This is a genomic window from Rhodospirillum sp. A1_3_36 (assembly GCF_047263945.1).
GTDB lineage: Bacteria > Pseudomonadota > Alphaproteobacteria > Rhodospirillales > Rhodospirillaceae > Rhodospirillum.
Genome location: NZ_JBLAVB010000010.1, coordinates 1 through 22,151 on the forward strand (window position 1 = coordinate 1; position 22,151 = coordinate 22,151).

23 protein-coding genes and 1 pseudogene are annotated in these 22,151 nt (G+C 62.7%); 15 read left to right on the forward strand and 9 right to left on the reverse strand.

The window, feature by feature from the left end:
- Positions 1 to 286 precede the first annotated feature (286 nt).
- From ACLIRY_RS18340 to ACLIRY_RS18350, 3 genes and pseudogenes are all read right to left on the reverse strand, one after another.
- Positions 287 to 819: pseudogene (locus ACLIRY_RS18340) on the reverse strand (IS5 family transposase); the annotation flags it as partial.
- Between the two features lie 136 nt (positions 820 to 955).
- A complete protein-coding gene (locus ACLIRY_RS18345; RefSeq protein WP_413206873.1) occupies positions 956 to 1,483 on the reverse strand; it encodes a bacteriohemerythrin in 528 nt (175 codons plus the stop codon).
- A 133-nt stretch (positions 1,484 to 1,616) separates the two neighbouring features.
- Entirely contained in the window at positions 1,617 to 2,558 is a 942-nt protein-coding gene (locus ACLIRY_RS18350; RefSeq protein WP_413206874.1) for a DMT family transporter, read from the reverse strand.
- A 158-nt stretch (positions 2,559 to 2,716) separates the two neighbouring features.
- On the opposite strand from ACLIRY_RS18350, the gene ACLIRY_RS18355 reads away from it, so the two are divergent.
- From ACLIRY_RS18355 to ACLIRY_RS18415, 13 genes are all read left to right on the forward strand, one after another.
- Entirely contained in the window at positions 2,717 to 3,154 is a 438-nt protein-coding gene (locus ACLIRY_RS18355) for an HIT domain-containing protein (RefSeq protein ID WP_413206875.1), read from the forward strand.
- A complete protein-coding gene (locus tag ACLIRY_RS18360; protein WP_413206876.1) occupies positions 3,151 to 3,783 on the forward strand; it encodes a hypothetical protein in 633 nt (210 codons plus the stop codon). Before ACLIRY_RS18355 ends, ACLIRY_RS18360 begins: the two co-directional genes overlap by 4 nt.
- 74 nt (positions 3,784 to 3,857) lie before the next feature.
- The gene (locus tag ACLIRY_RS18365; RefSeq protein ID WP_413206877.1) at positions 3,858 to 5,309 is read left to right on the forward strand and encodes a cryptochrome/photolyase family protein; all 1,452 of its coding nucleotides are present in this window, start codon (positions 3,858 to 3,860) and stop codon (positions 5,307 to 5,309) included.
- A gap of 262 nt (positions 5,310 to 5,571) precedes the next feature.
- Positions 5,572 to 6,861, forward strand: a complete 1,290-nt coding sequence (locus ACLIRY_RS18370) for a PP2C family protein-serine/threonine phosphatase (RefSeq protein ID WP_413206878.1) — start codon at positions 5,572 to 5,574, stop codon at positions 6,859 to 6,861.
- Positions 6,861 to 7,412, forward strand: a complete 552-nt coding sequence (locus ACLIRY_RS18375) for an ATP-binding protein (protein WP_413206879.1) — start codon at positions 6,861 to 6,863, stop codon at positions 7,410 to 7,412. The genes ACLIRY_RS18370 and ACLIRY_RS18375 overlap by 1 nt, the downstream gene beginning before the upstream one ends.
- Positions 7,409 to 7,738, forward strand: a complete 330-nt coding sequence (locus ACLIRY_RS18380; RefSeq protein ID WP_413206880.1) for an STAS domain-containing protein — start codon at positions 7,409 to 7,411, stop codon at positions 7,736 to 7,738. Before ACLIRY_RS18375 ends, ACLIRY_RS18380 begins: the two co-directional genes overlap by 4 nt.
- Positions 7,739 to 7,852: 114 nt before the next feature.
- Complete coding sequence (locus tag ACLIRY_RS18385; protein ID WP_413206881.1) at positions 7,853 to 8,650, forward strand: MlaE family ABC transporter permease; 798 nt, start codon at positions 7,853 to 7,855, stop codon at positions 8,648 to 8,650.
- A gap of 7 nt (positions 8,651 to 8,657) precedes the next feature.
- Positions 8,658 to 9,518 (forward strand): ABC transporter ATP-binding protein, encoded by an 861-nt coding sequence (locus tag ACLIRY_RS18390; RefSeq protein WP_413206882.1) that lies wholly within the window; start codon positions 8,658 to 8,660, stop codon positions 9,516 to 9,518.
- A gap of 37 nt (positions 9,519 to 9,555) precedes the next feature.
- On the forward strand, positions 9,556 to 10,530 hold the full coding sequence (locus ACLIRY_RS18395) for an MlaD family protein (RefSeq protein WP_413206883.1): 975 nt from the start codon (positions 9,556 to 9,558) through the stop codon (positions 10,528 to 10,530).
- 381 nt (positions 10,531 to 10,911) lie between these two features.
- Positions 10,912 to 11,538, forward strand: coding sequence for an ABC-type transport auxiliary lipoprotein family protein (locus ACLIRY_RS18400; RefSeq protein ID WP_413206884.1), 627 nt, complete (start codon positions 10,912 to 10,914; stop codon positions 11,536 to 11,538).
- 191 nt (positions 11,539 to 11,729) lie between these two features.
- The gene (locus ACLIRY_RS18405; RefSeq protein ID WP_413206885.1) at positions 11,730 to 12,587 is read left to right on the forward strand and encodes a peptidase; all 858 of its coding nucleotides are present in this window, start codon (positions 11,730 to 11,732) and stop codon (positions 12,585 to 12,587) included.
- 73 nt (positions 12,588 to 12,660) lie between these two features.
- Positions 12,661 to 13,341 (forward strand): response regulator transcription factor, encoded by a 681-nt coding sequence (locus tag ACLIRY_RS18410; protein WP_413206886.1) that lies wholly within the window; start codon positions 12,661 to 12,663, stop codon positions 13,339 to 13,341.
- Positions 13,319 to 14,911, forward strand: coding sequence for an ATP-binding protein (locus ACLIRY_RS18415; protein ID WP_413206887.1), 1,593 nt, complete (start codon positions 13,319 to 13,321; stop codon positions 14,909 to 14,911). The genes ACLIRY_RS18410 and ACLIRY_RS18415 overlap by 23 nt, the downstream gene beginning before the upstream one ends.
- Positions 14,912 to 15,299: 388 nt before the next feature.
- On the opposite strand, the gene cobW is transcribed toward ACLIRY_RS18415, so the two are convergent.
- The 4 genes from cobW to ACLIRY_RS18435 are packed head-to-tail and all read right to left on the reverse strand — an operon-like array spanning position 15,300 to position 18,452.
- Positions 15,300 to 16,409 (reverse strand): cobalamin biosynthesis protein CobW, encoded by a 1,110-nt coding sequence (cobW, locus tag ACLIRY_RS18420; protein WP_413206888.1) that lies wholly within the window; start codon positions 16,407 to 16,409, stop codon positions 15,300 to 15,302.
- Positions 16,406 to 16,981 (reverse strand): bifunctional adenosylcobinamide kinase/adenosylcobinamide-phosphate guanylyltransferase, encoded by a 576-nt coding sequence (gene cobU / locus ACLIRY_RS18425; RefSeq protein ID WP_413206889.1) that lies wholly within the window; start codon positions 16,979 to 16,981, stop codon positions 16,406 to 16,408. The genes cobW and cobU overlap by 4 nt, the downstream gene beginning before the upstream one ends.
- A 29-nt stretch (positions 16,982 to 17,010) precedes the next feature.
- On the reverse strand, positions 17,011 to 17,658 hold the full coding sequence (locus tag ACLIRY_RS18430) for a histidine phosphatase family protein (protein WP_413206890.1): 648 nt from the start codon (positions 17,656 to 17,658) through the stop codon (positions 17,011 to 17,013).
- Complete coding sequence (locus ACLIRY_RS18435) at positions 17,655 to 18,452, reverse strand: adenosylcobinamide-GDP ribazoletransferase (RefSeq protein WP_413206891.1); 798 nt, start codon at positions 18,450 to 18,452, stop codon at positions 17,655 to 17,657. Before ACLIRY_RS18435 ends, ACLIRY_RS18430 begins: the two co-directional genes overlap by 4 nt.
- 124 nt (positions 18,453 to 18,576) lie before the next feature.
- On the opposite strand from ACLIRY_RS18435, the gene cobT reads away from it, so the two are divergent.
- Both cobT and ACLIRY_RS18445 read left to right on the forward strand, forming a co-directional pair.
- Positions 18,577 to 19,605 carry a nicotinate-nucleotide--dimethylbenzimidazole phosphoribosyltransferase gene (cobT, locus tag ACLIRY_RS18440; RefSeq protein ID WP_413206892.1) on the forward strand — a complete coding sequence of 343 codons (1,029 nt, stop codon included), beginning with the start codon at positions 18,577 to 18,579 and terminating at the stop codon, positions 19,603 to 19,605.
- A gap of 12 nt (positions 19,606 to 19,617) precedes the next feature.
- The gene (locus ACLIRY_RS18445) at positions 19,618 to 20,238 is read left to right on the forward strand and encodes a class I SAM-dependent methyltransferase (RefSeq protein ID WP_413206893.1); all 621 of its coding nucleotides are present in this window, start codon (positions 19,618 to 19,620) and stop codon (positions 20,236 to 20,238) included.
- Positions 20,239 to 20,416: 178 nt separating this feature from the next.
- Here ACLIRY_RS18445 and ACLIRY_RS18450 read toward each other — a convergent pair whose 3' ends face one another.
- Both ACLIRY_RS18450 and ACLIRY_RS18455 read right to left on the reverse strand, forming a co-directional pair.
- Positions 20,417 to 21,613 (reverse strand): M20 aminoacylase family protein, encoded by a 1,197-nt coding sequence (locus ACLIRY_RS18450; RefSeq protein ID WP_413206894.1) that lies wholly within the window; start codon positions 21,611 to 21,613, stop codon positions 20,417 to 20,419.
- A complete protein-coding gene (locus tag ACLIRY_RS18455) occupies positions 21,594 to 22,145 on the reverse strand; it encodes a TRAP transporter small permease (RefSeq protein ID WP_413206895.1) in 552 nt (183 codons plus the stop codon). Before ACLIRY_RS18455 ends, ACLIRY_RS18450 begins: the two co-directional genes overlap by 20 nt.
- Positions 22,146 to 22,151: the final 6 nt, after the last annotated feature.

The window sequence follows — 22,151 nt, forward strand, 5'->3', positions numbered from 1 at the left end:
ACCTCCAGCGCTATCTCTGCCGGTGCTATTGGCGGCCGATTGCTCTGGAGCCACTCTCAAGTGGTTCCATCTCATCGCCCTGCACTCCAATCCAACACCGCGATACTGTCTGCGTGCAGCCATCGGCGGCATGATAGCCAATATCAATGCGATAAGCGAATAGAGATGTTCAATAAATCACCACCATTACTTTCTAAGAGATAATAGCTTATCAAATTTTTCTCGAGCTCATCACCCTTTGGGTAACTGATGACCAAATCGCCTTAGAGTCTGTCCGAAGACATTTTTATTTTTTACAGAGCCTTCTGAGCATCATGCGTATGGATGCCAGTTTGAGGAAGGCGAGCCCCTTCCTGTTGTAGCATTCCCAGTCCTTGGCGAGACGTCGGCACCTCCCTAACCAAGCAAATGTCCGTTCGACGACCCAACGCCTCGGTGAAACCTCGAAACCCTCTGCTTTATCCGAGCGCTTGACGATTTCGACATTGACCTGGGCCAAGACCTGTTTCAATCCAGCCTGAAATTGTGGTCCTTGATACCCGCCGTCGGCCTAAAGCTTGAGGAGGAAGGGATACAGACCGAAAAGGGAAGCCATGACAAGCAGGCCGCCGTCTCGGTCCTGGATATTGGCGGCATGGAGGAGCGCATGCATCAGGAAACCTTGGGTATCGACGAGAATATGCCGCTTCTTTCCCTTGATTTTCTTGCCCGCATCGTAGCTGTTCTCATCAATGTAGCGCCCCCTTTTTCCGCGCTTTTCACGCTCTGGCTATCAATGATGCCTGCCGTGGGAGCGGCTTCCCGTCCGGCGTGTTCCCGACTGGCCCATGCTATAAGAAGAACGGCTTCGTCGACAAGATCATCGCTGCGGCCGCATTGATCCACGATATGTCTGCGGTTCCGGGAACCGAAATCACCGCCTCCCCCGAATATGAACCCTGATTATAAACCTTGATCAGGCCTCCAACAGGGCAAAGAGACCCGCGACATCGCTGTCATCGACGAGCTGTACACGCTCTGCCGCAGCCTCTGCGCCTGGGCAGCTGCGAACCGCGTGCACATAGCGCATATCCTCGACCAGGATATGGTCGATCAGCCAATGTTCCATAAAATCCAGCAGTTCGGCTAGGTTCACCCCGGCGGGATCCGTCGCATAGGCCTCCACATAGGCTCGAACCTTGGCCTTCAGGTCCTCGTGTCGAACACCGTGTTCCTCGCCATGGGCATAGCCTGCGGCAGCCAGAACCGCTTGCTCCCGGGCGAAGTGAAAATCCGTATAATCCCACAAGCCATTGAGAACACTGGACAGGATCACCCGCTCTTCCGCGTCCCCCAAAGCCGTGGGGATCTGGTTGATGAGGGACACCAGGATCCGATGGTCGCGATCCATGCTTGGGATCCCCAGATCCCACTCGTCACGCCAGACGATCAGGGGAGCCCCCTTTTCCGCCGCCTCCAGGGCCTCTGTCCCCTTCAAGGTCATGATTTCATCCTTCCCCCTCGCAGCTTTCCTGCCGTCACCCCTCTCGCATGGACTGGAGGGCCCCCGTTTGAGGTGCACTGAGCCAGACCGGGATGAAGCGAGTACGATATCTCCGCTGGTCTAAAGGAAACCTTTACGCAACCCGTTTTCGAGCGAAAAGACGCCCGATGGGCAGACCGGTGACGATGAAAATCCCCCCCATGATCAGGATCAAGCCCAGGAAATGATACCAGGCGAAATCTTCGCCCAGCAGGCCCACGGCCATGAAGGCGGTTAGAATGGGCACGAGATTGACATAAACGCCCGCGATGCTCGGTCCGACGGCGGCAACCCCCCGGTTCCAAAAATAGAAGGCCAGAATCGCCGGGCAGATCGCCGTATAGGCCAAAACCCCCAAGGTCACCGGCGTAACGGGGAAGGAGCCGCCGCCGGACAGGTTCAACAGGAAAATGGGAGTGAGAACCATCAACCCCGCACCGACCTGAGCGGCCAGCATGGAAAAAGGCTTCAACCCCGTTGGATGACGCCGAAGGAGAACGGAATAGACGGCCCAACACAGGGTCGCTGCAAACATCAACAGGTCCCCATCATGCAACTGAAAGCCAATCAGTACTTCCAGCTCCCCCCGGGAAACCACCAGGACCACCCCCAGGGCGGACAACAGAATGCCCCCCACTTGGCGCGGCTTCAACCGTTCGCCCAGCCAGAATCGGGCGATCACCGCCATGACGATGGGCAGACTGGCCCCAAGAAGGGTGACATTGATGGCCGTCGACTTGGCCAGGGCCATGTACATAAGGGTGTTATAGGCTCCGGCGCTGAGAATCCCGAGGACGAGGATCAGGAACCACCGGCGACGGATCAGATCCCAATCATCGATCAAGGAGCGCGCGGACAGGGGCAGCAGGATCAGGAAGGCCAGAATCCAACGCCAAAAAGCCAACTGAATGGGCTGAATCCCCAGATCCGGCGCCCAGCGACCGACAATCGCATTGGTCGCCCAAAACAGAGGCGGCAGAACCAGGAGCACATAAGGAGAGACGAAGGGGGACTCCGACCGCGATCCACTCGCCATGACAAACCCTTTCCGTTACGTTTCGGCGTCAATCGCCCCCAACCACAATCCGGAAGGGCGGGGCACCCTATCTGCTCTCCCGGGATCCGGGCAACCCACTTGGATCCAATCCGTTGAATCCTTTTTTCCCTCTCTCCCAACCCCAAAGGATGAGACCCATGTTCGAACTGGATCCCCGCCTGGAAGCCGACAGCCATGCCGTGACGCAATGGCCCCTCTGTCAGGTCCGCTTGATGGACGACGCCCGCTACCCCTGGCTGATCCTGGTGCCCCGGCGCGCCAGTGCCGTTGAGCCCTTCGACCTGGATGAGGTGGATCAGACCCAGCTTTGGCAAGAGGCCAACCGGGCCGGCGCCATCCTGAAGACGGAAACCGGCGCGGCAAAAATCAACATCGCCGCCATCGGCAATATCGTCTCCCAGCTCCATATTCATGTGATTGCCCGCAAGCCCGGCGACGCTGCCTGGCCCGGTCCTGTCTGGGGCCAAGGACAGGCCGAGCGCCTGGATCACGCCGCACTGGCTGAAACCCTGACCGGACTCCGCGCGAAGCTCATCGCCCCCCAGGATAATGCCCCCCAGGATAGCACCCAATGACATTGTATCGCTCGACCATCCCCCTCCCCCTGGCCGCGGCTGTCGTCGCCCTTGTGACTCTGGCCCCCTCGGCTCTCGCTCCTTTCGCCCTCGCGGCGACCGGCGATGGGGCAACCCAGTCGGCCCTTTCCACCACCCCTGGCACATTGAAGACCATGGAGCCCAAGGGCATGGGACTCCGCTACCGCATGCCGGAGACCTGGTCCCAGGAGCCCCGGGATGGTCATAGCCTGCTGCTCCAAGGCCCCAAAGCCACGCCCCAATGGCTCACCACGGTGCAGATCACCAATCAACAGAATCCCACTCCCTCCCTGCCCAGCCAGGGCGCAGAGCGGGTAATTTCCGACTACGTGGCCTATATCCAAACCAAGGGTCAGAACCAGGAAATCCTGCGGGAGGCTCCCTTCCACTACGTCAATTCGGGTCCCGGTGTGGATGGAACCCAGGCGGTATCGCGCTTCCAGGGCAAAGAAGGGCCAATCCGGCAATGGATTGTGGCCATCGGACGCGCCGATATTCCCGTGGTGCATGTGGCCATCTACTCCGCCCCCGACGACCTGTTCGACGACGGTCTACCTGCGGCCAGGGCGATCGTCGAAAGCATGACCGTCATTCCGGCCAAACGGTGATGATTCGGTGATCCGGCGGCTCCGCGCTCCCCGTATCAGCTGCGTTCGCCATTGATCCTTGGATTGTCATCGCCATGTCTTCCTCTCCTGTCCTCCTCTGGTTCCGCCAGGACCTGCGCTTGTCCGACAATCCCGCCGTCGCGGCGGCTGCCCAAAGTGGGGCCCCTATCCTGGCCCTGTTTATTCTGGAAGAGGGATCCGAAGACCACCGCCCTTTGGGTAGCGCCTCCCGCTGGTGGCTGCATGGATCCCTGGACAGCCTCGCCCGGGATATCGCGAACAGGGGAGGACGGCTGCTGCTTCGCAGAGGGAATCCAAGCCGGATCCTTCCCGAACTCCTGGCCCACAGCGGCGCCCGCTCCGTTCTCGCCAACCAGCGCTTCGGCGCCCCGGGTTCCGCAGATGCCACCCTGTTCGAGAGCCTGCGCGCCGATGGGATCGCCGTTCGTCTGTTCAATGGCACCCTGTTACACCATCCGGACGCGCTCTCTACCAAAGGCGGGACTCCCTTCAAGGTCTTCACACCGTTTTGGAAGGCTCTCTCCGCCACCTTGACCGGAGACCTCGCCCCAGCCGCCCCCCTGTCGGCCCCGGAGCGTCTGGAGGCCCCAGCCCCCCTGCCCGAGGGCGACACCTTGGAAGATTGGGACCTCCTCCCCGTCCACCCCGATTGGGCAGGGGGACTGCGGGGTCACTGGACCCCAGGCGAGGGTGGCGCAAGGGAACGACTGGAGGCGTTCCTGAAGGGCCCCGTGATCCGCTACGGCGAAGGACGGGATTTGCCGGGCCAAGCCCTGACCTCCCGCCTGTCTCCCCACTTGCGGTTTGGCGAGATCTCCCCCAATCAGGTCCTGACCGCTTGCCGGAGAGTTCAACGCCCGGGGGCTGCGGCCTTCCTGCGGGAAGTGGGTTGGCGGGACTTCTGTCACCACCTGCTCCACCGCAATCCAGACATGGCCGATCGTCCCCTTCGAAGCGAATACACCCGCTTCCCTTGGGCAGAAAAGGAAGACGCCGCGACAGCCCTGGCAGCCTGGACAAGGGGACGCACCGGCTACCCCATCGTCGACGCCGGTCTGAGGGAACTCTGGCAGACGGGATGGATGCACAACCGGGTGCGGATGATCGCCGCCTCCTTTTTGATCAAGGACCTGCTGGTTCCCTGGCAAGAGGGGGAAAGGTGGTTCTGGGACACCCTGGTTGACGCCTGCCCGGCCAACAATGCCGCCGGATGGCAATGGGTGGCCGGATGCGGTGCCGACGCTGCCCCCTTCTTCCGGATCTTTAACCCCGTGACCCAAAGTCAGAAGTTCGACCCCAAAGGCCTGTACCTGCGCCGCTGGCTGCCGGAGCTGGCCGCCCTGCCGGACCATGCCCTGCACGCGCCTTGGACTGCCAGCCCCCTTGAGCTGACCTCGGCAAAAGTGCGCCTGGGAGAGACCTACCCCCAGCCTATCGTTGACCATGGTCAGGCCCGAGTGAGGGCTCTGGCCGCCCTGAAAAGCTTGTCTTCCTCTGCCGTTTGACGGCCAATTTCGCACACCATTCCGATAAGGAAATGGAAAAACAACGATCGCAATTCGCCCCCTTATTTCATTCCGATATAGGAACGAACCATGCAGGGCCATTGCGAGGGCGCATCGAAAGTGGCAGAATTGGCCAGGAATGGGATAGGCTGCACAGTCCGGACAGGCTATCCCCGAGTATGGTGTCGCACGTCTTTCCTGGGACTCTCCATTCCCGGTTTCCGCCCCATCCCGGACGGTCTCTTTCCAGCGGAACCCGCCCTTGTCCGTCTCCCCCGAGCGCCCCAAGGATCCACTTGACCTGATCGCGGACATGACCCGCGAGTTCACCACATCCCAGGACGCAGAACAGACCATGCACCATGGTCTGCGTCAGGTGGCAGAGCTTCTCCACGCCGAAGCAGCGAGCCTGTTCCTTCTGGAAAACGGAGACAAGGATCTGGTCTGCCGGGCATGCCATGGGCCTGTGGATATCACCGGATTGCGCCTTCCCCCAGACCATGGGATCGTCGGGCGGACGGTGATGGAGAACCGCTCGCAATTGGTGCGGGATGTCTCCGATGACCCGGACTTCGGCGGGCAAGTGGATGAAAAAACGGGCTTCACCACACGGTCTATTCTCTGCGCTCCCTTAACGGTCCGCGAACACCACTTGGGTGTGGTTGAAATCATCAACAAGCAGGATGGCGACGGGCTGTTCAATATGGAGGACATGCGCGTCCTGGCGACCCTGGCCAGATCCGCCGCATTGGCTCTGCTGAACGCCCGGCTGACCGAGCAGCTTTTAGAGCGGGAACGACTGGTACGCGAGTTGGAACTGGCCGCAGAGATCCAGCGCGGCCTGTTGCCCGTGCCCGATCCCGACGATGCCCCCGTCCACGGGATCAACATCGCGGCCCATGACGTATCGGGTGATTTCTTCGACATCCTGCTGGACCCCAAGGGACGGCGTTGGTTCTGTGTCGGCGATGTCTCGGGCAAGGGCATGAACGCCGCCCTGATGATGGCCAAGACCGCCAGCCTGTTCCGCTGTCTGGCCAAGAGCATGCCCTCGCCTGGGGCGCTGATGGACACCTTGAACGCCGAGCTGTGTGAAACAGCCTCGCGGGGGATGTTCGTCACCATGGTCTCTGGCATGATTGTGGAGGATGGCTCACGGGTTTTGCTGTCCAACGCGGGGCATGAACCCGTACAAGTCTTCCACAGATCCGCTGATCGGTTCGAGGCCATTCCCGCAGAAGTGCCGCCCCTTGGTATTTTCCCCGATATCGCCGGTCCCGGCGGATTTCCCGAATCGGATCTGTCGCTTGCGGGAAAAGACCTATACATTTTCACCGACGGCGTCACAGAGGCCAAGACCAAGGATGGAACCATGGTCGGAGTCGAACGGATCAAGGACATGCTGCGGGCCGGGCGCGCCCTCCCCCCCAGCCAGCAACTGGCCAAGATTGCCGAGACCCTTTTGGCGGAAGACATCAAGCAACGCGACGACATCACCCTGCTGATCGTTCGCGGCCCCGATGACCTCCGGACGAAGGGGAGCACTGCGTGATGAAATCTCCATCAAACCTTCTGTTTTCCTTAAGAGTCCCCGCCCAGGCCGACCGTCTCCGCTTGATTCGGGCCAGCACCAGGGATGCCCTCTCAGCGCTCGGCTGTTCGCCGAACTGGACCCGGGACATGTTGATTGCCATCGACGAAGCCTGCCAAAATGTGGTGCGCCACGCCTATGGAGACAAATTCACCGGAGACATGGTGGTAGAGGCTCGGATCATGGGAAAGAATCTGGAAATACTGCTTCGGGACTTCGCGCCATGCGTCGACCCGGCTACAGTAAAGCCGAGGGATCTGAACGATATCCGCCCCGGCGGCCTGGGCACACATTTCATTCGAGAGGTCACGGACCTATGCGGGTTCCTTGACCCTCCAGTAGGGGGGGGAAACCTGTTCCGCATGGTCAAGTCCCTGGAATGCCTACCTGGGGATGGGCCGGACAAGACCGACACCGACGAACGGAAGGCGGCCCACGAACCGGAGTGTGAGGGATCCAAAGACGGAGCATCTGGCCGAATGGGGACTTCGAGTAAGGACGCAATGGAATGAAGGTTGATATCAGGGAGCAGGGCAAGGCGACCATTGTCGCGGTGGCCGGTGAAGTGGATTTGCAGACCTCCCCCACACTACGAGCGGCTTTGATCGAGTCCTTAAAGGCCAATACCGCCCTGGTCGTGGACCTGGGGGCCGTGGATTATATCGACAGCTCGGGCATCACCAGCCTGTTGGAGGCCCTGAAACTGGCCAAGGAAAAAAAGGTCGGGTTCACCCTCGCCCAGGTTTCTCCCGGCGCCATGCGGGTGATCCAACTGGGGCGCCTCGACAAAGTTTTCACCATTACCAACAGCGTGGACGCCGCCCTGGAGGACAGATGAATCGGATGGAATCACTCTGTTTCATCTGCCCTTTTATAATATAGACTTTAGAGCGCACTCTTCCTTTTTCATCCCGCCCCCCAGGCCTGGGCCCCATTATGAAACGGCGGTTCCATGACCCCGGTAATTCAACGGATCGAACGCATTGGACAAGCCACAACCAGTGGCATTCAGGAACTGGGCCACGCGGCCATGCTGTTCCTGGAAAGCCTGCTTTGGATTGCCGTCGGACGGTTCCGTCGGCAACCGGTGCGCCTGTCGGCCATTATCCGCCAAGCCATGGACATCGGGATCACCGCCCTGCCCATCATTATTGTGATGAACGGCACCATCGGCATGATGCTGGCCATCCAGGGCATTTACACCCTGCGCACCTTCGGCGCCGAACAGCAGGTGGTCTTCGGTGTGGCCTTCACCGTTGTGCGGGAATTCGCACCGCTGATCACCGGAATCCTGGTGGCAGGACGGTCCGGGTCCTCCCTGGCCGCGCGATTGGGAACCATGAAGATCAATCAGGAAATCGACGCCCTAACCGTCATGGGGATTGACCCCACCCGCTTTCTGGTCGCCCCGGCCCTGGTCGCCAGCATGGTCATGGTTCCCCTGATGACCTTCATGGCCATGGCGGTTGCCATGCTGGGCGCCGGGTTTTATGTCCAGATCGACCTGGGCATGTCCCTGCCCGCCTTCTTCGACGAGTCCTTCAACATCCTCCGGGTGAACGACTTGGCCCATGGCCTGGGCAAAAGCTGCCTTTTCGCCCTGGAAATCGTTCTCGTTGGCGTGGTCAATGGCGCGTCTGTCACCGGCGGAGCCGAAGGAGTGGGACGGTTGACCACCCGCTCCGTGGTCCAGGCCATCAGTGCGATCATTGTCACCGACATGATCTTCGCCTTCATCCTGACCCGGTAACCGGCCCATGACCACGCGCCCCAGTGACGTCGACTTTGACATCTCCCCCTTCCAGGTCCCTCCTGCTCGCCCTGGGCAGGAGGTTGCCATTTCCGTCACCGATCTGGTGACCCACTTCGGCGAGCGAAAAATCCTCAAGGATATCTCCCTGGAGGTGCGTACAGGAGAGATCCTGGTGATCATGGGCGGGTCCGGATCGGGCAAGACCACCCTGCTCAATCATCTGCTGGGGCTGTTGCAACCCACCAGCGGATCCATCCATGTCCTGGGCCAGGACATCAACGCCATCTCCAAAGGCGATCTGTCCCGCCTGCGCCAAAAAATCGGCGTGGCCTTCCAGGGGGGGGCACTGTTCTCCTCCATGTCCGTAGGGGACAACATCTTGCTTCCCTTGCGTGAACATACAAATCTGGCGGAAAGCACCATGGAGATCATGGCCCGCCTGAAACTGGAGGTGGTCGACCTGGCAGGTTTCGAAGATCTGATGCCTGCGGAACTGTCCGGCGGCATGATCAAGCGCGCTGCCTTTGCCCGGGCCATTATCATGGACCCGAAAATCCTCTTCTGCGACGAGCCCTCCGCCGGTCTTGACCCGGTGGTGGCCGCCGCTATTGACGAATTAATCCTGCGTCTACGCGATGCCATGGGCATGTCCGTGGTCGTGGTGACCCACGAGTTGGAAAGCGCCTTCAAGATTGCCGACCGGATTTGCGTCCTCGACCAGGGGACGATCCTGGCCATTGATACGGTCGACAACATCCGCCACAGCGACAACGACCGCATCCAGGACCTGCTCAATCGCCGGATCGAGCGCACCGAACTGGATCCGGAAGACTACCTGCGCCGCTTGACGGAGGGCGGCCCATGAGTACCGCCAAATTCAGCCGGTTAACCGGGGACCCAGAATGAACGCCAGCCGTGCCAACTACTTAATCGTCGGGCTCTTTGTCCTCGCCATGATCGTCGGCGTGATTATCGCCGCGTCCCTGGTCAGCGGACGCTCCGGATCCACCGACAGCTATTACACCACCTACTCCAACGTGGGTGGTGTCAAGTACGGCACCCAGGTGCTTTACGAAGGCTATCGCGTGGGCCAGGTGGAAGAGATCCTGCCCAGCCAAACGCCTGAAGGAACCACCTTCCGACTGAACCTTTCCATTCGGGAAGGCTGGCGGATTCCCGAGGGCAGCAAGGCGACGATCGCCGCCTCGGGCCTATTGGCTGCGGTAACCATCGACATCAAAGGGGGCAAGAGCAAGGATCTGATCGCCCCGGGCTCCGAGATTCCCGGCGCCACCGGTGGTGGCATGTTCGCCGCTTTGAGCGATATTTCCAGTGAATTCAGAACATTATCTAAGGACGGCCTGCAGCCCCTTTTGACCAAACTCAACACCTACATGACTATCCTGGGGGCGAGTGTCACGGACACCGTCCCCCGCATCCTGATGGATGCCCACACGGTCTCAAGCGCCATGGCCGCGCGCTTGCCCAACCTGTTGGATCAGGTCGACGAATTCACCCACCGCCTGAACGAAGAGGTCCTGTCGGCCAATAACGTGGAGCAGCTCAACGCCTCCATTGACGACCTGAACGCCTTCACCAACGATCTGGCCGCCCTGGGCGCCCAACTCAAGGGCGGCGGTCAGGGGTTGAACAACATCCTGCGGACCATTGACGGCATCGTCGACCGGGGCGGCCCCCAGGTGGACGCCTCCTTGCGGGACATGCGCCACACATTGCGCACCTTGTCCACGAGCATCGACACCATCACCTTCAATCTGGAAGGAGCGACCCGGGATCTGAAGGAATTCAGCCGGACCATCCGCCAAAACCCGGGATCTCTGCTGAGAAGCGGAGCCCCGGAAGAAAAATCCCCCTGATCGATGCCCGACCGCTCGATGCTCTAACCATTTCACTCTCATTCTATTAAGTTTTAGAGTATCTTGGAGGCTAAGTTTGGTCGTAAATCACGCTACACGACAGGGGATGTTTTCCCGTCACGGGGCTTTGCCCCGTCCCCCACTGGGGCCGAGAGGCCCCAGACCCCAAGCTGTTACTGGCCGAGAGGCCCCAGACCCCAAGCCGTTACTGGCCGAAAGGCCCCAGAGCCCAGGCTAAAAAAAAATGGGGGTTTGGAGGCATTGGCCTCCAAATGGGCTTGGGCAATCGCCCAAAAAATATACGACACGGTCGTGAAGCGACCCAACTAGGCCTCGAAGATACTCTTGTCTCCAACGATCTCCCCTTAAAGGAAGCAGACCATGTCCCTCCGTCGCCGCCTCGCCATGCTCGCCGCACCGCTTCTCGGTGCAGGCCTTCTGCTGGGGGCCTGCGCCGTGGAGAACGCCCCCCCAACCGACGTTTTCTATCGCCTGGATATCCCCCAGTCGGAGATCGTTCCCGCCCCAGTCACCGATCCGCGCACGGTCGAAGTCGGCCGTTTCGATGCCAAAGGGACCCTGGGGGATCGGGCCATCGCCTTCACCACCCGGACCGATGGCCAGGTCCTGGAGCAGTACTCTTATCATTTCTGGGAAGAGACTCCGGCGATTCTGCTTCGGGATCAGATGGTGAATTACCTGCGAGCCTCTGGCGCCTTCGCCGAGGTGGTCACCCCAGCCCTGCGCGCCAGGGCGGACTTACTCATCCTGGGTCGGGTTTTGCGTATGGAACATGTGCTCCCTCCGGAAGGGGAAAGCGGCCCCGCTGTCGCCCTGTCCCTGGAGCTCACCCTGTTGGATCCCCAAACCGACGACGTCAAAGTTCTTGCCACCTATACGGAGGTCATTCCCGTCGCAGACCGAACCGTCCCCACCGCCACCCAAGGGCTTCGGGACGCCCTGGCGCGCATCCTCGCCCGCTTCGCCAAGGACATTACGAAGAGTTAATTCCACCTCCACCTGCCCGACAGGGGCCAAGTGCCATGATCCTCTCATCGGCATCAGATCAAACGGGACCCTCGTTTCGCCCGGCCCCTTTGATCTGACGCCAAAGGGTTGAGCGGTAAGTGGAACAGGCAAACCTGCCTCCTTTTTTCCTCTGACCGTCCAATAACATTCGACATGAAGAGGACCATACCATGACACGCCGCCTGATTATTCTCTCCGCCCTGGTTGCCACTGCCGTTTCCGCACCTGCCCTCGCTTTTGCCTTTGGTGGTGGCGGATGTAACCAACAGGGCTTCGGTCCCATGGGAGGCCCAATGGGAGGCCCAATGGGAAGCAGGGCCGCCCTCACCCAGGAGGCACTGAAAACCACCACCGTGACCCTGGACAAGGCCATCGCGAAAGCCCAGGAAAATGTGTCCGGCACGGTCGCCATGGCTCGCCTTGTGCCCTTCTCCCCGACCATGGCCCAGGGGACGCGCAACGCCTTCGCCACCCCAGAGGTCCACCCCACTTTTATGGTGGCCCTGGTGGATGGTGACACTCGCACCATGGTGACCGTCGATGGTGCCACGGCGGAAAGCGTCGTCGCCGGGTCGGCCAGCGGCATCATGGCCTTAGGACACGGGGCCATGGGACAAGGGGGCATGGCCCGAGGAATGGGACCAGGACGGGGCATGGGTCCGGGTGGCCGTGGTGTCCCCGCCGACATGAGTACAGCGAAGGTCTCGCCCAGTGATGCCGTCGCCAAGGCTGTCGCTGCAACCGACGGCGGAACAGCCATCATGGTGCGAGGCATCCAACGGGGAAATGACACCGCCTGGATGACCCTTGTCCAGCCCGCCGACGGCACCGGCATGCCCTCCATGGTCTTCATCGATCCCGATGACGGCGAGGTCCTGCGAATCCAGGACATGCCGATGCGCGGGAGCCGCCAGACCCCCGGTATGGGTCCAGGCCCGGGAATGGGCCAAGGACGCGGCATGGGCCCGGGGCAAGGTATGGGCCAGGGAATGGGAATGGGTCCCTGTGGCGCCGTAACGAACCAATAGACTAGAATATCCCCCACGGCGCCCCCGCTTTCACGGCGGGGGCGCCGATTGGACTATTCAGAAAGGCTTCGCTATGCGCATCCTGGTCATCGAGGACGACAAAGACGTTTCCGCCCATTTAGCCAAGGGCCTCAAAGAGGCCGGACATGTGGTGGACACCGTCGCCGATGGTCGAGATGGACTGTACCAAGCCGCTTCGGAATCCTACGACCTGCTTGTCGTCGATCGCATGCTGCCCCATGTGGATGGCCTGACCATTGTCCGCACCCTACGGGCCTCGGACAACACCACGCCAGTGTTGTTCCTGTCGGCATTGGGCGAAGTGGACGACCGGGTGAAGGGCCTGCGGGCTGGGGGCGACGACTATCTGGTCAAACCCTTCGCCTTTGCCGAACTTCTGGCCCGCATCGATGCCCTGACCCGCCGGACCGGATCGGACGGGGGCGAACAAACCAAATTGCGCTGCGCCGACGTGGAAATGGACCTGCTGTCCCGCAAAGTGACCCGAGCAGGCCAGACCATCGACCTGCAACCCCGTGAATTCCGCTTGCTCGAATATCTGCTGCGCCATGCCGGACAGGTGGTCACCCGCACTATGCTTCTGGAGAATGTCTGGGATTATCATTTCGATCCCCAAACCAACGTGGTTGATGTCCATATCAGCCGCCTGCGCCGCAAGATGGACGAAGGGTTCCCAACCTCCTTCCTGGAAACCGTGCGGGGAGCAGGCTATGTCCTCGTCGACCCCCACTAATCCGCCCTCCATTGATTCGCCCCCCACTGGCCCGGCCCCCACCCGCCGTTTCCGCCTGTTGCCCCGGGGGGTGGCGGCGCGCATGGCTCTGACCTTCCTGCTGCTCTTCGGCGGGGCTTCGGCCCTGCTGATTGGCGGCGTCTACTTTCTGACCGCCCATGCCCTGCGCGAGCAGGTGGACCGGAACATCCGCGAGGATATTGCCCTGCTGCGGAGTGCCGCCCAAGATCGGGGCCTCCGGGGGTTGGCCCGCCAATTGGTGCGTCAGGCCCAGATGGCCGGGGAAAACCAGGCGGTCTTCCTGCTCACCAAGGCCGATGGGACGCCCATTGCCGGAAACTTGACCCGCTGGCCCGAAGGGGTCCCCTTCCAGGGTCGCTCCGTCGTGGCCCGCGACGCCCTCTCCTTAACCGAAGTCACCGACACCCTTCCTCCCCGCGGCCCCCCCAGAGGCCCCCATGGCGCCGGTCCGGGGTGGTCTGATCCCATGGGGGCCGCAATGCCCCCCTTCCCCCCCCCGCCCCCAATGCCACCCCATAGGCGCCCGCCCCCCTGGGAATCCGGAGAGGTGCGGCTGGTCACCCTTTCCCTGCCGAGTGGCGCTCACCTGCTGGTCGGGCGGGACATGAGCCTCGTGGAGGGACTCCTGGACCGCATGGCCTTCGCCATGCGCCTGGGCCTGTTTGTCACCGCCCTTCTGGCTCTGTTGGGAGGTTGGGTGATGAGCCGACGCTTCGGCCACAGGCTGGAAGGCGTGACTCAAGCCAGCCGCGAGATCATGGCCGGGGATCTGTCCCGTCGCGTCCCCCAAGGCAAAGGCTTGGACGGAGACGACTTTGACCAGCTCGCCGCCAATCTGAACGCCATGCTGGCCCGCATCGAATCGCTGATGGAAGGGGTCCGCCACGTCTCGGACACCATTGCCCACGACCTGAGGACCCCGCTTGCCCGACTGCGTAACCGCCTGGAAAGCCTGCAATCGGACTGTGCCGAAGAGACAGATCGGGAGGGTATCACCCAGGCCCTGAAGGAAGTGGACGGGCTGCTGTCCACCTTCAGCGCCCTGTTGCGCATCGCCCAGGTGGAGACCGGCGGGCGCCGCATGGCCTTTGCCCCGGTCGACCTGACCGAACTTCTGGCCGATGTGGTCGACCTCTATGATGCCGTCGCCGAAGATGCCGGAGCGCAGCTGGACACCGAGCTATCCACCGCCGTTACCGTGGACGGAGACCGGGACCTGCTGTTCCAGGCCTTTGCCAACCTGTTGGACAACGCCGTCAAATTTTCCCCACCGCAGGGGAGCATCACCCTGCGATTGAGCGTGGAAAACAACACCCCGGTCGTCACCCTGAGCGACCGGGGGCCAGGAATCCCCAAGTCGGATCGGGATCGGGTCTTTGAGCGCTTCACGCGCCTGGACCAATCCCGCACCACCCCTGGCAACGGCCTGGGGCTCACCATGGTGGGAGCGGTGATCGAGGCCCATGGCGGCACCATCACCCTGACCGACACCGAGGGCGGCGGCCTGACCGTGGTGGTACAGTTGAGAAAGAAGACCGGCCCGGCCTGAGTCTACGTCAGCTCGTTGAACTCGCGAGTAATATAAAGCATTTTTCTCATAAAAATGCGACAAGACAAAACTTTAGAGCATCTTGTCTGATTCACAACAGAGTACACGACAGTGTCTCGTCTCTTTTGGGCGATAGCCCAAGCCCATTTGGGGGCCAATGCCCCCAAACCCCCATTTTTTTCTTTTACAAATGACCGCCTGGGGTCTGGGGCCTTTCGGCCCCAGTGGGGGACGGGGCAAAGCCCCGTGACCGGAAAGCACCCCACGGATTCACAAATCAGGCGGAATACTCGAACAGGATGCGGCAGCGGAAAAAGTCCGAAAATTCTTCAAAAGCGTCATTCCCGCGTACACGGGAATAACGACAAAAGAACTTTTCCGAACCTTGCTATAACTTATGGAATGAGAGGGAAACGGCCAACTGACCGATGGCCTCCCGGATGGCGCTTTCATCCAGGCCATGCAAGCCAATGACCACCAGTCGGCCCTGGCGAGTCTCTTCGGTCTTCCAGGGACGGTCGAAATACCCCGCCATGCGCGGCCCTACGCCCTGTAGCAAATGCCGCATGGGCTTGCCCGGAACGTCCAGGTAGCCCTTCACCCGCAGGATGTTATGGGCCTCGACCACGGCGGTCAGAGCCTTGGCATAGGCCACCGGATCGGCCACGGGGGCAATGTCAATCACGAAACTGTCGAAGTCATCGTGGTCGTGGTCTTCCTCCGTATCGTGATGGCTGGGGCGGGCGGCCAGATCGTCCTCCACCCCGGCGACCAAACCGAGCGCCACGGCGGGGTCCACCCGACCGTGCTCCACGGGCACCATGCGCGTGCCCGGACGGGCCTCGGCCTCGAGGGTTTTGATCAGAGTCTCCAACTCGCCCGGGGCCAGCAGGTCAGCCTTGTTCAGCACCACCATGTCGGCGCAAAGGACTTGATCCTCGAAAACCTCTTCCAGAGGGTTGTCATGGTCGAGGCTTGGATCCGCCGCCTTCTGGGCGGCCAAGCCCGCCACGTCACCGGCAAAGAATCCGTCGAGCACCGCCCGACCGTCGACCACGGCCACCACCCCGTCCACGGTCACACGCGCCCGGATCGCAGGCCACTCAAAGGCCTTCACCAGGGGCTTGGGCAGGGCCAAGCCAGAGGTCTCAATGATGATATGGTCCGGCGGAGTCTCCCGGGCCAGCAGGGCTTCCATGGTGGGCAGGAACTCATCGGCGACGGTGCAGCAGATGCAACCGTTGGCCAGCTCCACGATATCGTCCTCGGCGCAGCCTTCCACGCCACAGGCTGCCAAAATCTCCCGATCCATCCCCACATCGCCAAACTCGTTGATGATCAAGGCGATCCGGCGGCCCCCGGCGTTTTCCATCAGGTGGCGGATCAGGGTCGTCTTGCCCGCCCCCAGAAATCCGGTAATCACTGTCGCCGGAATACGGGTTGGGGCGCTCCGCGCGGCGGAACCGGGGTGATCAAGGCGACTGGGGGATGTGGTCATGACGGATCCTCTTCCGGAAGGTCTTTCAGGAGGGTGGGCAGCCCGGCGACGCAGAGGATCACCCGGCCCGCGAGCGCGGCCACCCGTTGATTCAAAAGGCCCTGGGCGTCGCGAAACCGGCGGCCCAGGGGCGTGTCGGGCACGATCGACAGGCCCACCTCATTGGAGACCAGGACCACCGGAGCCCGGCTGTTGGTCAGGGCGGCCTCCAGGGCGGCGATGGCCGGACCCTCGGGCCGGTCGGCGAGCATCAGGTTGGACAGCCAAAGGGTCAGGCAATCCACCAGCACCGGCCTGGCGGGATCCATCGCCCGCCCCATCAGGGCGGCAGGCAGATTCATGGGGGCCTCCACCGTCTCCCAACCCGCGTCCCGGCGGTCCCGGTGGGCGGCGATGCGCGCGGCCATCTCGTCGTCGAAGGCCTGGGCTGTGGCCAAATACAGCCGCTCGGGCCCCCGGGCCGCAACCAGCCGCTCGGCCAAGGCGCTCTTCCCCGACCGGGCGCCCCCCAAGACCAGGGAAATCCGGGGACCCGGGGGGGCCCTATCGGGGTCGAAGGGAAAAAGACTCATGGGTGCACGCTCATGGATCGGGCCCGGTCCTACCAATAGGTTTCGTTGAGAGAACGCAAGGCCCAACCGCCCTCTGGCCCGGCGAAACGATCAATCCGGGTCAGGGAGAGGGGGGCCACGGACAGCCGCAAAGCGGCGGCCGGGGAGAGCTCCAGGGCCTGGGCCACCGCAGCCCGGATGGCGCCCGCATGGGCCACCACCACCACATCCCGGTCCCCCAGATGGTCGCTCCACTGAAGCACCGCCTGAGCGACCCGGTCCATCACCCGGGCAAAATTTTCTCCGCCCGGAGGTGTTCCCAACCCTGGATCCCGCCAAAAGGATTCAAGGGCCGGGTCCGGCGGATCCTGGCTGGCCAGATCGCCCCAGGTTTTGCCCTGCCACCGGCCAAAATCCTGCTCCAGAAAGGCCTCTTCTTCCTCGAAGGGAGCCAGGCGGGCTCCGGCCATCTCCAGGGCATGGGCCGTTTGGTGGGTGCGGGACAGGGGAGTAAGCACCAGGGCCGCCCCCGCAGGCAGACGCCCGGCCAGGGCGGCGATTTCCTCCTCATCCCCCGTGTCGCAGGGCAGGTCCAGGCGCCCATGGATGCGCCCCTGGGGATCGGGCACGGGAGCATGACGCAGCCACCACCACCGGGTCACGGGCCCAGCGCTTTCCCCTGAACAATCGCCATTCATGGCACAAGGTCTCCCAACACAACCAAAGCCCCCAGCAGGGCGCCGGTTTCAGCAAGCAGGGCCGCAGCCCCGGCGATATCCCCGGTTTGTCCCCCCAGGCGCACCCAGGACCGCCAAGCGACCCACAGGGTGGCCGACAGCCCGCCAAGCAAAGCCCCCGCCGCAGCCCGCTCTCCCCCAAAACAAACCACGGCCAAGGCGCCGGTCAGGATCAGGCAGGAGGCCATGGGGCCAGAGCGAGGACGGCCCGCACCCGCCCCCAGACCATCGGACCGCGCCGGGTCGAGCAGCGCCAGGATCAAGGCCGCGCCTCCGCGCCCGATCGCCGCAGAGGCCACCAGGACCGGCACTAGCCAGGGACCGGCGACCAGGGCAGCAATCAGGGCCGCGCGCAGCCCGAGGACCAGGATCAGGGCCACCACACCGAAGGCGCCCACCCGGCTGTCCCGCATGATCTCCAGCGCCCGCTCCCGGGTCCGTCCGCCGCCCAGTCCATCGGCCATGTCGGCCAAGGCATCCTCGTGCAGGGCGCCGGTCAGCAGGGCCATGGCTGCCAAAGCGAGGAACGCGGCAACCAGGGGAGGCAAATGGGCGCCCGAAGCCAACAAGGCGACGATGGCGCCCGCCAGGCCGACCCCCCCTCCCACCAGGGGGAAGGCCCAGACCGACTGGGTCAGGGGCGGGGGAGCCGTCTTCAGGGGCAGGGGCAAACGGGTCAAAAAGCACACCACGCCGGTGAGTTCGCCCAGGCGGCGCCCAAGAAGGGAGAGCTTATCGGAAGAAGGGTCGGTCAAGGGGTGCATTCACCGCAGGAATAGATTAAGCCAGAGGTCGTCAAACGGCGACCCCGCCCCTCACATAGGCGATCCCTGCCGAGCTGACCAGTCCCTTCCCTCCGATGCCTTGGGAAAGTCCGCCATGTCCGAGACTATTGCCCCCGCCCCTTCTTTTGCAATCGCCCGTGCGCTGCTGACCGCCCTGCCCGGCCCAGACACCGGCGCCATGGGGCTGGCCCAGGCCCGCGAGCCCCAACTCACCAAACCTCCCGGCTCCCTGGGACGGTTGGAGGATCTGGCCGCCTGGGTCGCCGGATGGCAGGGGCAGCACCCTCCGGAGATGCAGAACCCCCGGGCCCATGTCTTCGCCGGAAACCATGGGGTTGCCGCCCTCGGCGTCTCGGCCTTCCCCGCGGACGTCACCGCGCAGATGGTGCTGAACTACGAACAGGGCGGCGCGGCCATCAACCAGATGTGCCGGGCTTTCGGTATCGAACTCGGCATCACCGCCCTGGAGCTCGACCGCCCCACCCACCCCTTCACCGATGGTCCCGCCATGGACGAGAACGAGGTCCTCACTGCCTTCAATGCTGGCCTGACCCTGGACTTGACCGGGGCGGATTGCCTCTGCCTGGGGGAAATGGGTATCGCCAATACCACCAGCGCCGCAGCCCTGGCTCTGGCCCTGTTCGGGGGAGCGGCGGAAGATTGGACCGGTCCGGGAACGGGTGTGACGGGGTCGGCCCTGGAAACCAAGATTGGCGTGGTCCGCGACGGTGTGGCCAAACATGTCGAGGAGGCCACCGACGGCCTGGACCTGCTACGCCGCCTGGGGGGCCGGGAATTGGCCGCCATCGCCGGGGCCATCACCGCAGCCCGCTTGTCCCGCGTGCCGGTCGTGCTGGACGGCTTCATTGTTTGTGCGGCGGCCGCCTGCCTGAAAGCCGTCGCCCCCGATGCCCTGGACCATTGCCTGCTGGCCCATGTCTCCCGGGAACCCGGTCATCGGCGGCTGGCCCAGGCCCTGGGGATGGACCCCCTGCTCAACCTCGGTCTGGCTCTGGGGGAAGGAAGCGGCGCGGCGCTGGCTGTTCCACTTCTCCAAGCCGCCTGTCAATGCCATAAGGGGATGGCGACCTTCGCCGAAGCCGGCGTATCCGACAAGGAATAGGAGCTTTTTGCCATGCCCTCACCCTCTTCCCCTTCCGATTTCTGGGACGACAAGTTCTCCCGCCCCGGCTACCTCTATGGTGTGGAGCCCAATTCCTGGTTGGTGTCCCAGCGCTACCGTCTGAAGACGGGGATGCGCGTGCTCTGCGTCGGCGATGGCGAGGGCCGCAACGGCGTCTGGCTTGCCCAGCAGGGCATGGAGGTGATGAGCGTCGACAGCTCCCCCGTCGCCCTGCGCAAGTCCATGAAGCTGGCCATGGACCGCAACACCAAGCTGATGACCCATTGCGCCGATCTGGTCACCTGGCACTGGCCCCGGGAGGCCTATGACGCGGTAGTGGCGATTTTCCTCCACTTCCCCCCCACGGTGCGCCCGGCCATCCATGTGGCCATGGCTGGCGCCCTGCGCCCCGGGGGGATCCTATTGATGGAAGCGTTCAGGCCCGAGCAGATCAAGAATGGGGCTGGCGGCCCCCGGAATCCCTCCCTGCTGTACACGCCTGATACCCTACGAACGGACTTCGAGGAGCTGACCATCGAAGAGCTGGCCGCCTGGGACGGGGTCCTGGACGAAGGCCCCGGCCACCAGGGCCAATCGGCCACCACCCGACTGGTGGCACGCAAACCCAAATAACGGGCAAAGATCATCCTCAAAGCCCGTTCTGCGAAAGGGCGCCCCCACGGTACACGACAGGGAGAGTTTTCCCGTCACGGGCCAAAAAAAAGGGGGGTTTGGGGGCATTTGCCCCCAAATGGGCTTGGGCAATCGCCCAAAAAAGGCGAGACGCTGTCGTGTCCCGTGAGGCGATCCCTTATGCCTCTCCACCGAGTTCCTCCCGGACGACATTGAGCCAATAGGCCACGCCGATGGGAATCAACTCATCGTTGAAGTCGTATTTCGGCGTATGCACGAAGGCGGCATTGCCGCTGTCGCCGTTGCCGATCATCACATAGGCGCCGGGGACCCGCTCCAGCATGAAGGAAAAGTCCTCGCTTCCTCCGGCCAGGGGCGCGTTGCCGTCGACCATCCCGTCGCCAACGGTCGCTTCCGCCGCCGCAACGGCCACAGCAACCTGATCAGCGGTATTGATCAACGGGGGGTAGCGGCGGGTGTAGATCAACCGGGCCGTGACATCATGGGGTGCGGCGCAGCTCTCGGCGAACCGGGCGAGGGAGCGCTCCAGGAGATCGCGGACCTCCGGACGGTAACTGCGGGCGGTCCCGCGAATCACCACCTTGGAGGGGATGATGTTCGGGCTGTTGTAGTCGCCCGCATTCATATGACCGACAGAGACCACGGCGGCGTCATTCGACGACACAAGGCGTGAAATGATCTGGGCGATGGAGGCAACGAACTGCCCCGCCGGGATTGTCGGATCGGTCGCCGTATGCGGCACCGCACCATGACCACCGGTTCCCTCGAAGATCACCTCCCAGGTGTCTCCTGCGGCCATATAGGGGCCACTGCGGGTCTGTACCCGACCCAAGGGCTCCTTAGGTCCATTATGCAATCCATAGACCGCGTCACAGGGAAACAGGTCGAACAGCCCCTCCTCGATCATCACCCGCGCCCCGCCGAGGCCTTCCTCCGCCGGTTGGAAAATGAAGTGGAGGGTTCCAGCGAAATCGGGATCGGCCGCCAGCTTCACTGCAGCGCCGAGCAGCATGGTGGTATGGCCGTCGTGGCCACAGGCGTGCATCTTGCCATTGATCTGTGAGGCATAGGGCAGACCGGTCTGTTCCTCAATGAACAGGGCATCCATGTCGGCGCGCAGACCGATCACGCGATCGCCGCCCCGCTTGCCTTTCAGAGTCCCGACCACGCCGGTCTTGCCGAGACCCCGGTGGATCTCCATGCCCAGGTCCTCGAGAATCCCCGCGACAATGTCGGAGGTTCGACGCTCCTCGAACGCGGTCTCGGGATGGCGGTGGATATCACGCCGGATTTCGGTGAGGCGATCGAGAAAGGCCGAGTCAGCGCGGAGGGCATCAGGGGTCGTCGGATGCATGAACCAGGGTTCCTTGATTGGACTGCGACAGGCTGTCGGAAAACAGATCCCGCGCGCACCGCGCGAGACCGTGCAGGAAAATGGCGCAAATGAAGATCGGTACGGACACCGCGACAAAAATCATCGGCATGTCGAAGCTTTCCGCCATGGTCTGGATATTCCGCGCCAGAAAAGACCGCTCCGGGTTCAGCCCCGGGCCGACGAAGCAGAAGAACAGGATCGGCCCCAGGAAGACGACCACAGCCGCCCCCCGGAAAAGGGCAGCAACAACACGAATGGGACGGGGAAGCCTGGGGGGCAAGGCTACAAGGCTCGGGTCGAAGCCCGCCTTGAAGGAAATGGCGGCGCCCAGCAGGCCCACCCAGACCATGGAATAGCGCGCGGCTTCCTCCGTCCAGGCCGGTGGCGCGGAAAAGCCGTACCGCGCCACCACCTGAAGTAGAATGAAGCCCACCATTGCCACGAGGCAGATCCGAGCCACAAAACGCAGAACCTTGTCCAAGCCGTCGCTCAGCCAAACGAGCGCCTTCACGATTGA

Coding starts and splice junctions, on each gene's coding strand:
- ACLIRY_RS18345 (WP_413206873.1), bottom strand. CDS start 1,483: ATGACCTTGAAGGGGACAGAGGCCCTGGAGGCGGCGGAAAAGGGGGCT.
- ACLIRY_RS18350 (WP_413206874.1), bottom strand. CDS start 2,558: ATGGCGAGTGGATCGCGGTCGGAGTCCCCCTTCGTCTCTCCTTATGTG.
- ACLIRY_RS18355 (WP_413206875.1), top strand. CDS start 2,717: ATGTTCGAACTGGATCCCCGCCTGGAAGCCGACAGCCATGCCGTGACG.
- ACLIRY_RS18360 (WP_413206876.1), top strand. CDS start 3,151: ATGACATTGTATCGCTCGACCATCCCCCTCCCCCTGGCCGCGGCTGTC.
- ACLIRY_RS18365 (WP_413206877.1), top strand. CDS start 3,858: ATGTCTTCCTCTCCTGTCCTCCTCTGGTTCCGCCAGGACCTGCGCTTG.
- ACLIRY_RS18375 (WP_413206879.1), top strand. CDS start 6,861: ATGAAATCTCCATCAAACCTTCTGTTTTCCTTAAGAGTCCCCGCCCAG.
- ACLIRY_RS18380 (WP_413206880.1), top strand. CDS start 7,409: ATGAAGGTTGATATCAGGGAGCAGGGCAAGGCGACCATTGTCGCGGTG.
- ACLIRY_RS18385 (WP_413206881.1), top strand. CDS start 7,853: ATGACCCCGGTAATTCAACGGATCGAACGCATTGGACAAGCCACAACC.
- ACLIRY_RS18390 (WP_413206882.1), top strand. CDS start 8,658: ATGACCACGCGCCCCAGTGACGTCGACTTTGACATCTCCCCCTTCCAG.
- ACLIRY_RS18395 (WP_413206883.1), top strand. CDS start 9,556: ATGAACGCCAGCCGTGCCAACTACTTAATCGTCGGGCTCTTTGTCCTC.
- ACLIRY_RS18400 (WP_413206884.1), top strand. CDS start 10,912: ATGTCCCTCCGTCGCCGCCTCGCCATGCTCGCCGCACCGCTTCTCGGT.
- ACLIRY_RS18405 (WP_413206885.1), top strand. CDS start 11,730: ATGACACGCCGCCTGATTATTCTCTCCGCCCTGGTTGCCACTGCCGTT.
- ACLIRY_RS18410 (WP_413206886.1), top strand. CDS start 12,661: ATGCGCATCCTGGTCATCGAGGACGACAAAGACGTTTCCGCCCATTTA.
- ACLIRY_RS18415 (WP_413206887.1), top strand. CDS start 13,319: ATGTCCTCGTCGACCCCCACTAATCCGCCCTCCATTGATTCGCCCCCC.
- cobW (WP_413206888.1), bottom strand. CDS start 16,409: ATGACCACATCCCCCAGTCGCCTTGATCACCCCGGTTCCGCCGCGCGG.
- cobU (WP_413206889.1), bottom strand. CDS start 16,981: ATGAGTCTTTTTCCCTTCGACCCCGATAGGGCCCCCCCGGGTCCCCGG.
- ACLIRY_RS18430 (WP_413206890.1), bottom strand. CDS start 17,658: ATGAATGGCGATTGTTCAGGGGAAAGCGCTGGGCCCGTGACCCGGTGG.
- cobT (WP_413206892.1), top strand. CDS start 18,577: ATGTCCGAGACTATTGCCCCCGCCCCTTCTTTTGCAATCGCCCGTGCG.
- ACLIRY_RS18445 (WP_413206893.1), top strand. CDS start 19,618: ATGCCCTCACCCTCTTCCCCTTCCGATTTCTGGGACGACAAGTTCTCC.
- ACLIRY_RS18450 (WP_413206894.1), bottom strand. CDS start 21,613: ATGCATCCGACGACCCCTGATGCCCTCCGCGCTGACTCGGCCTTTCTC.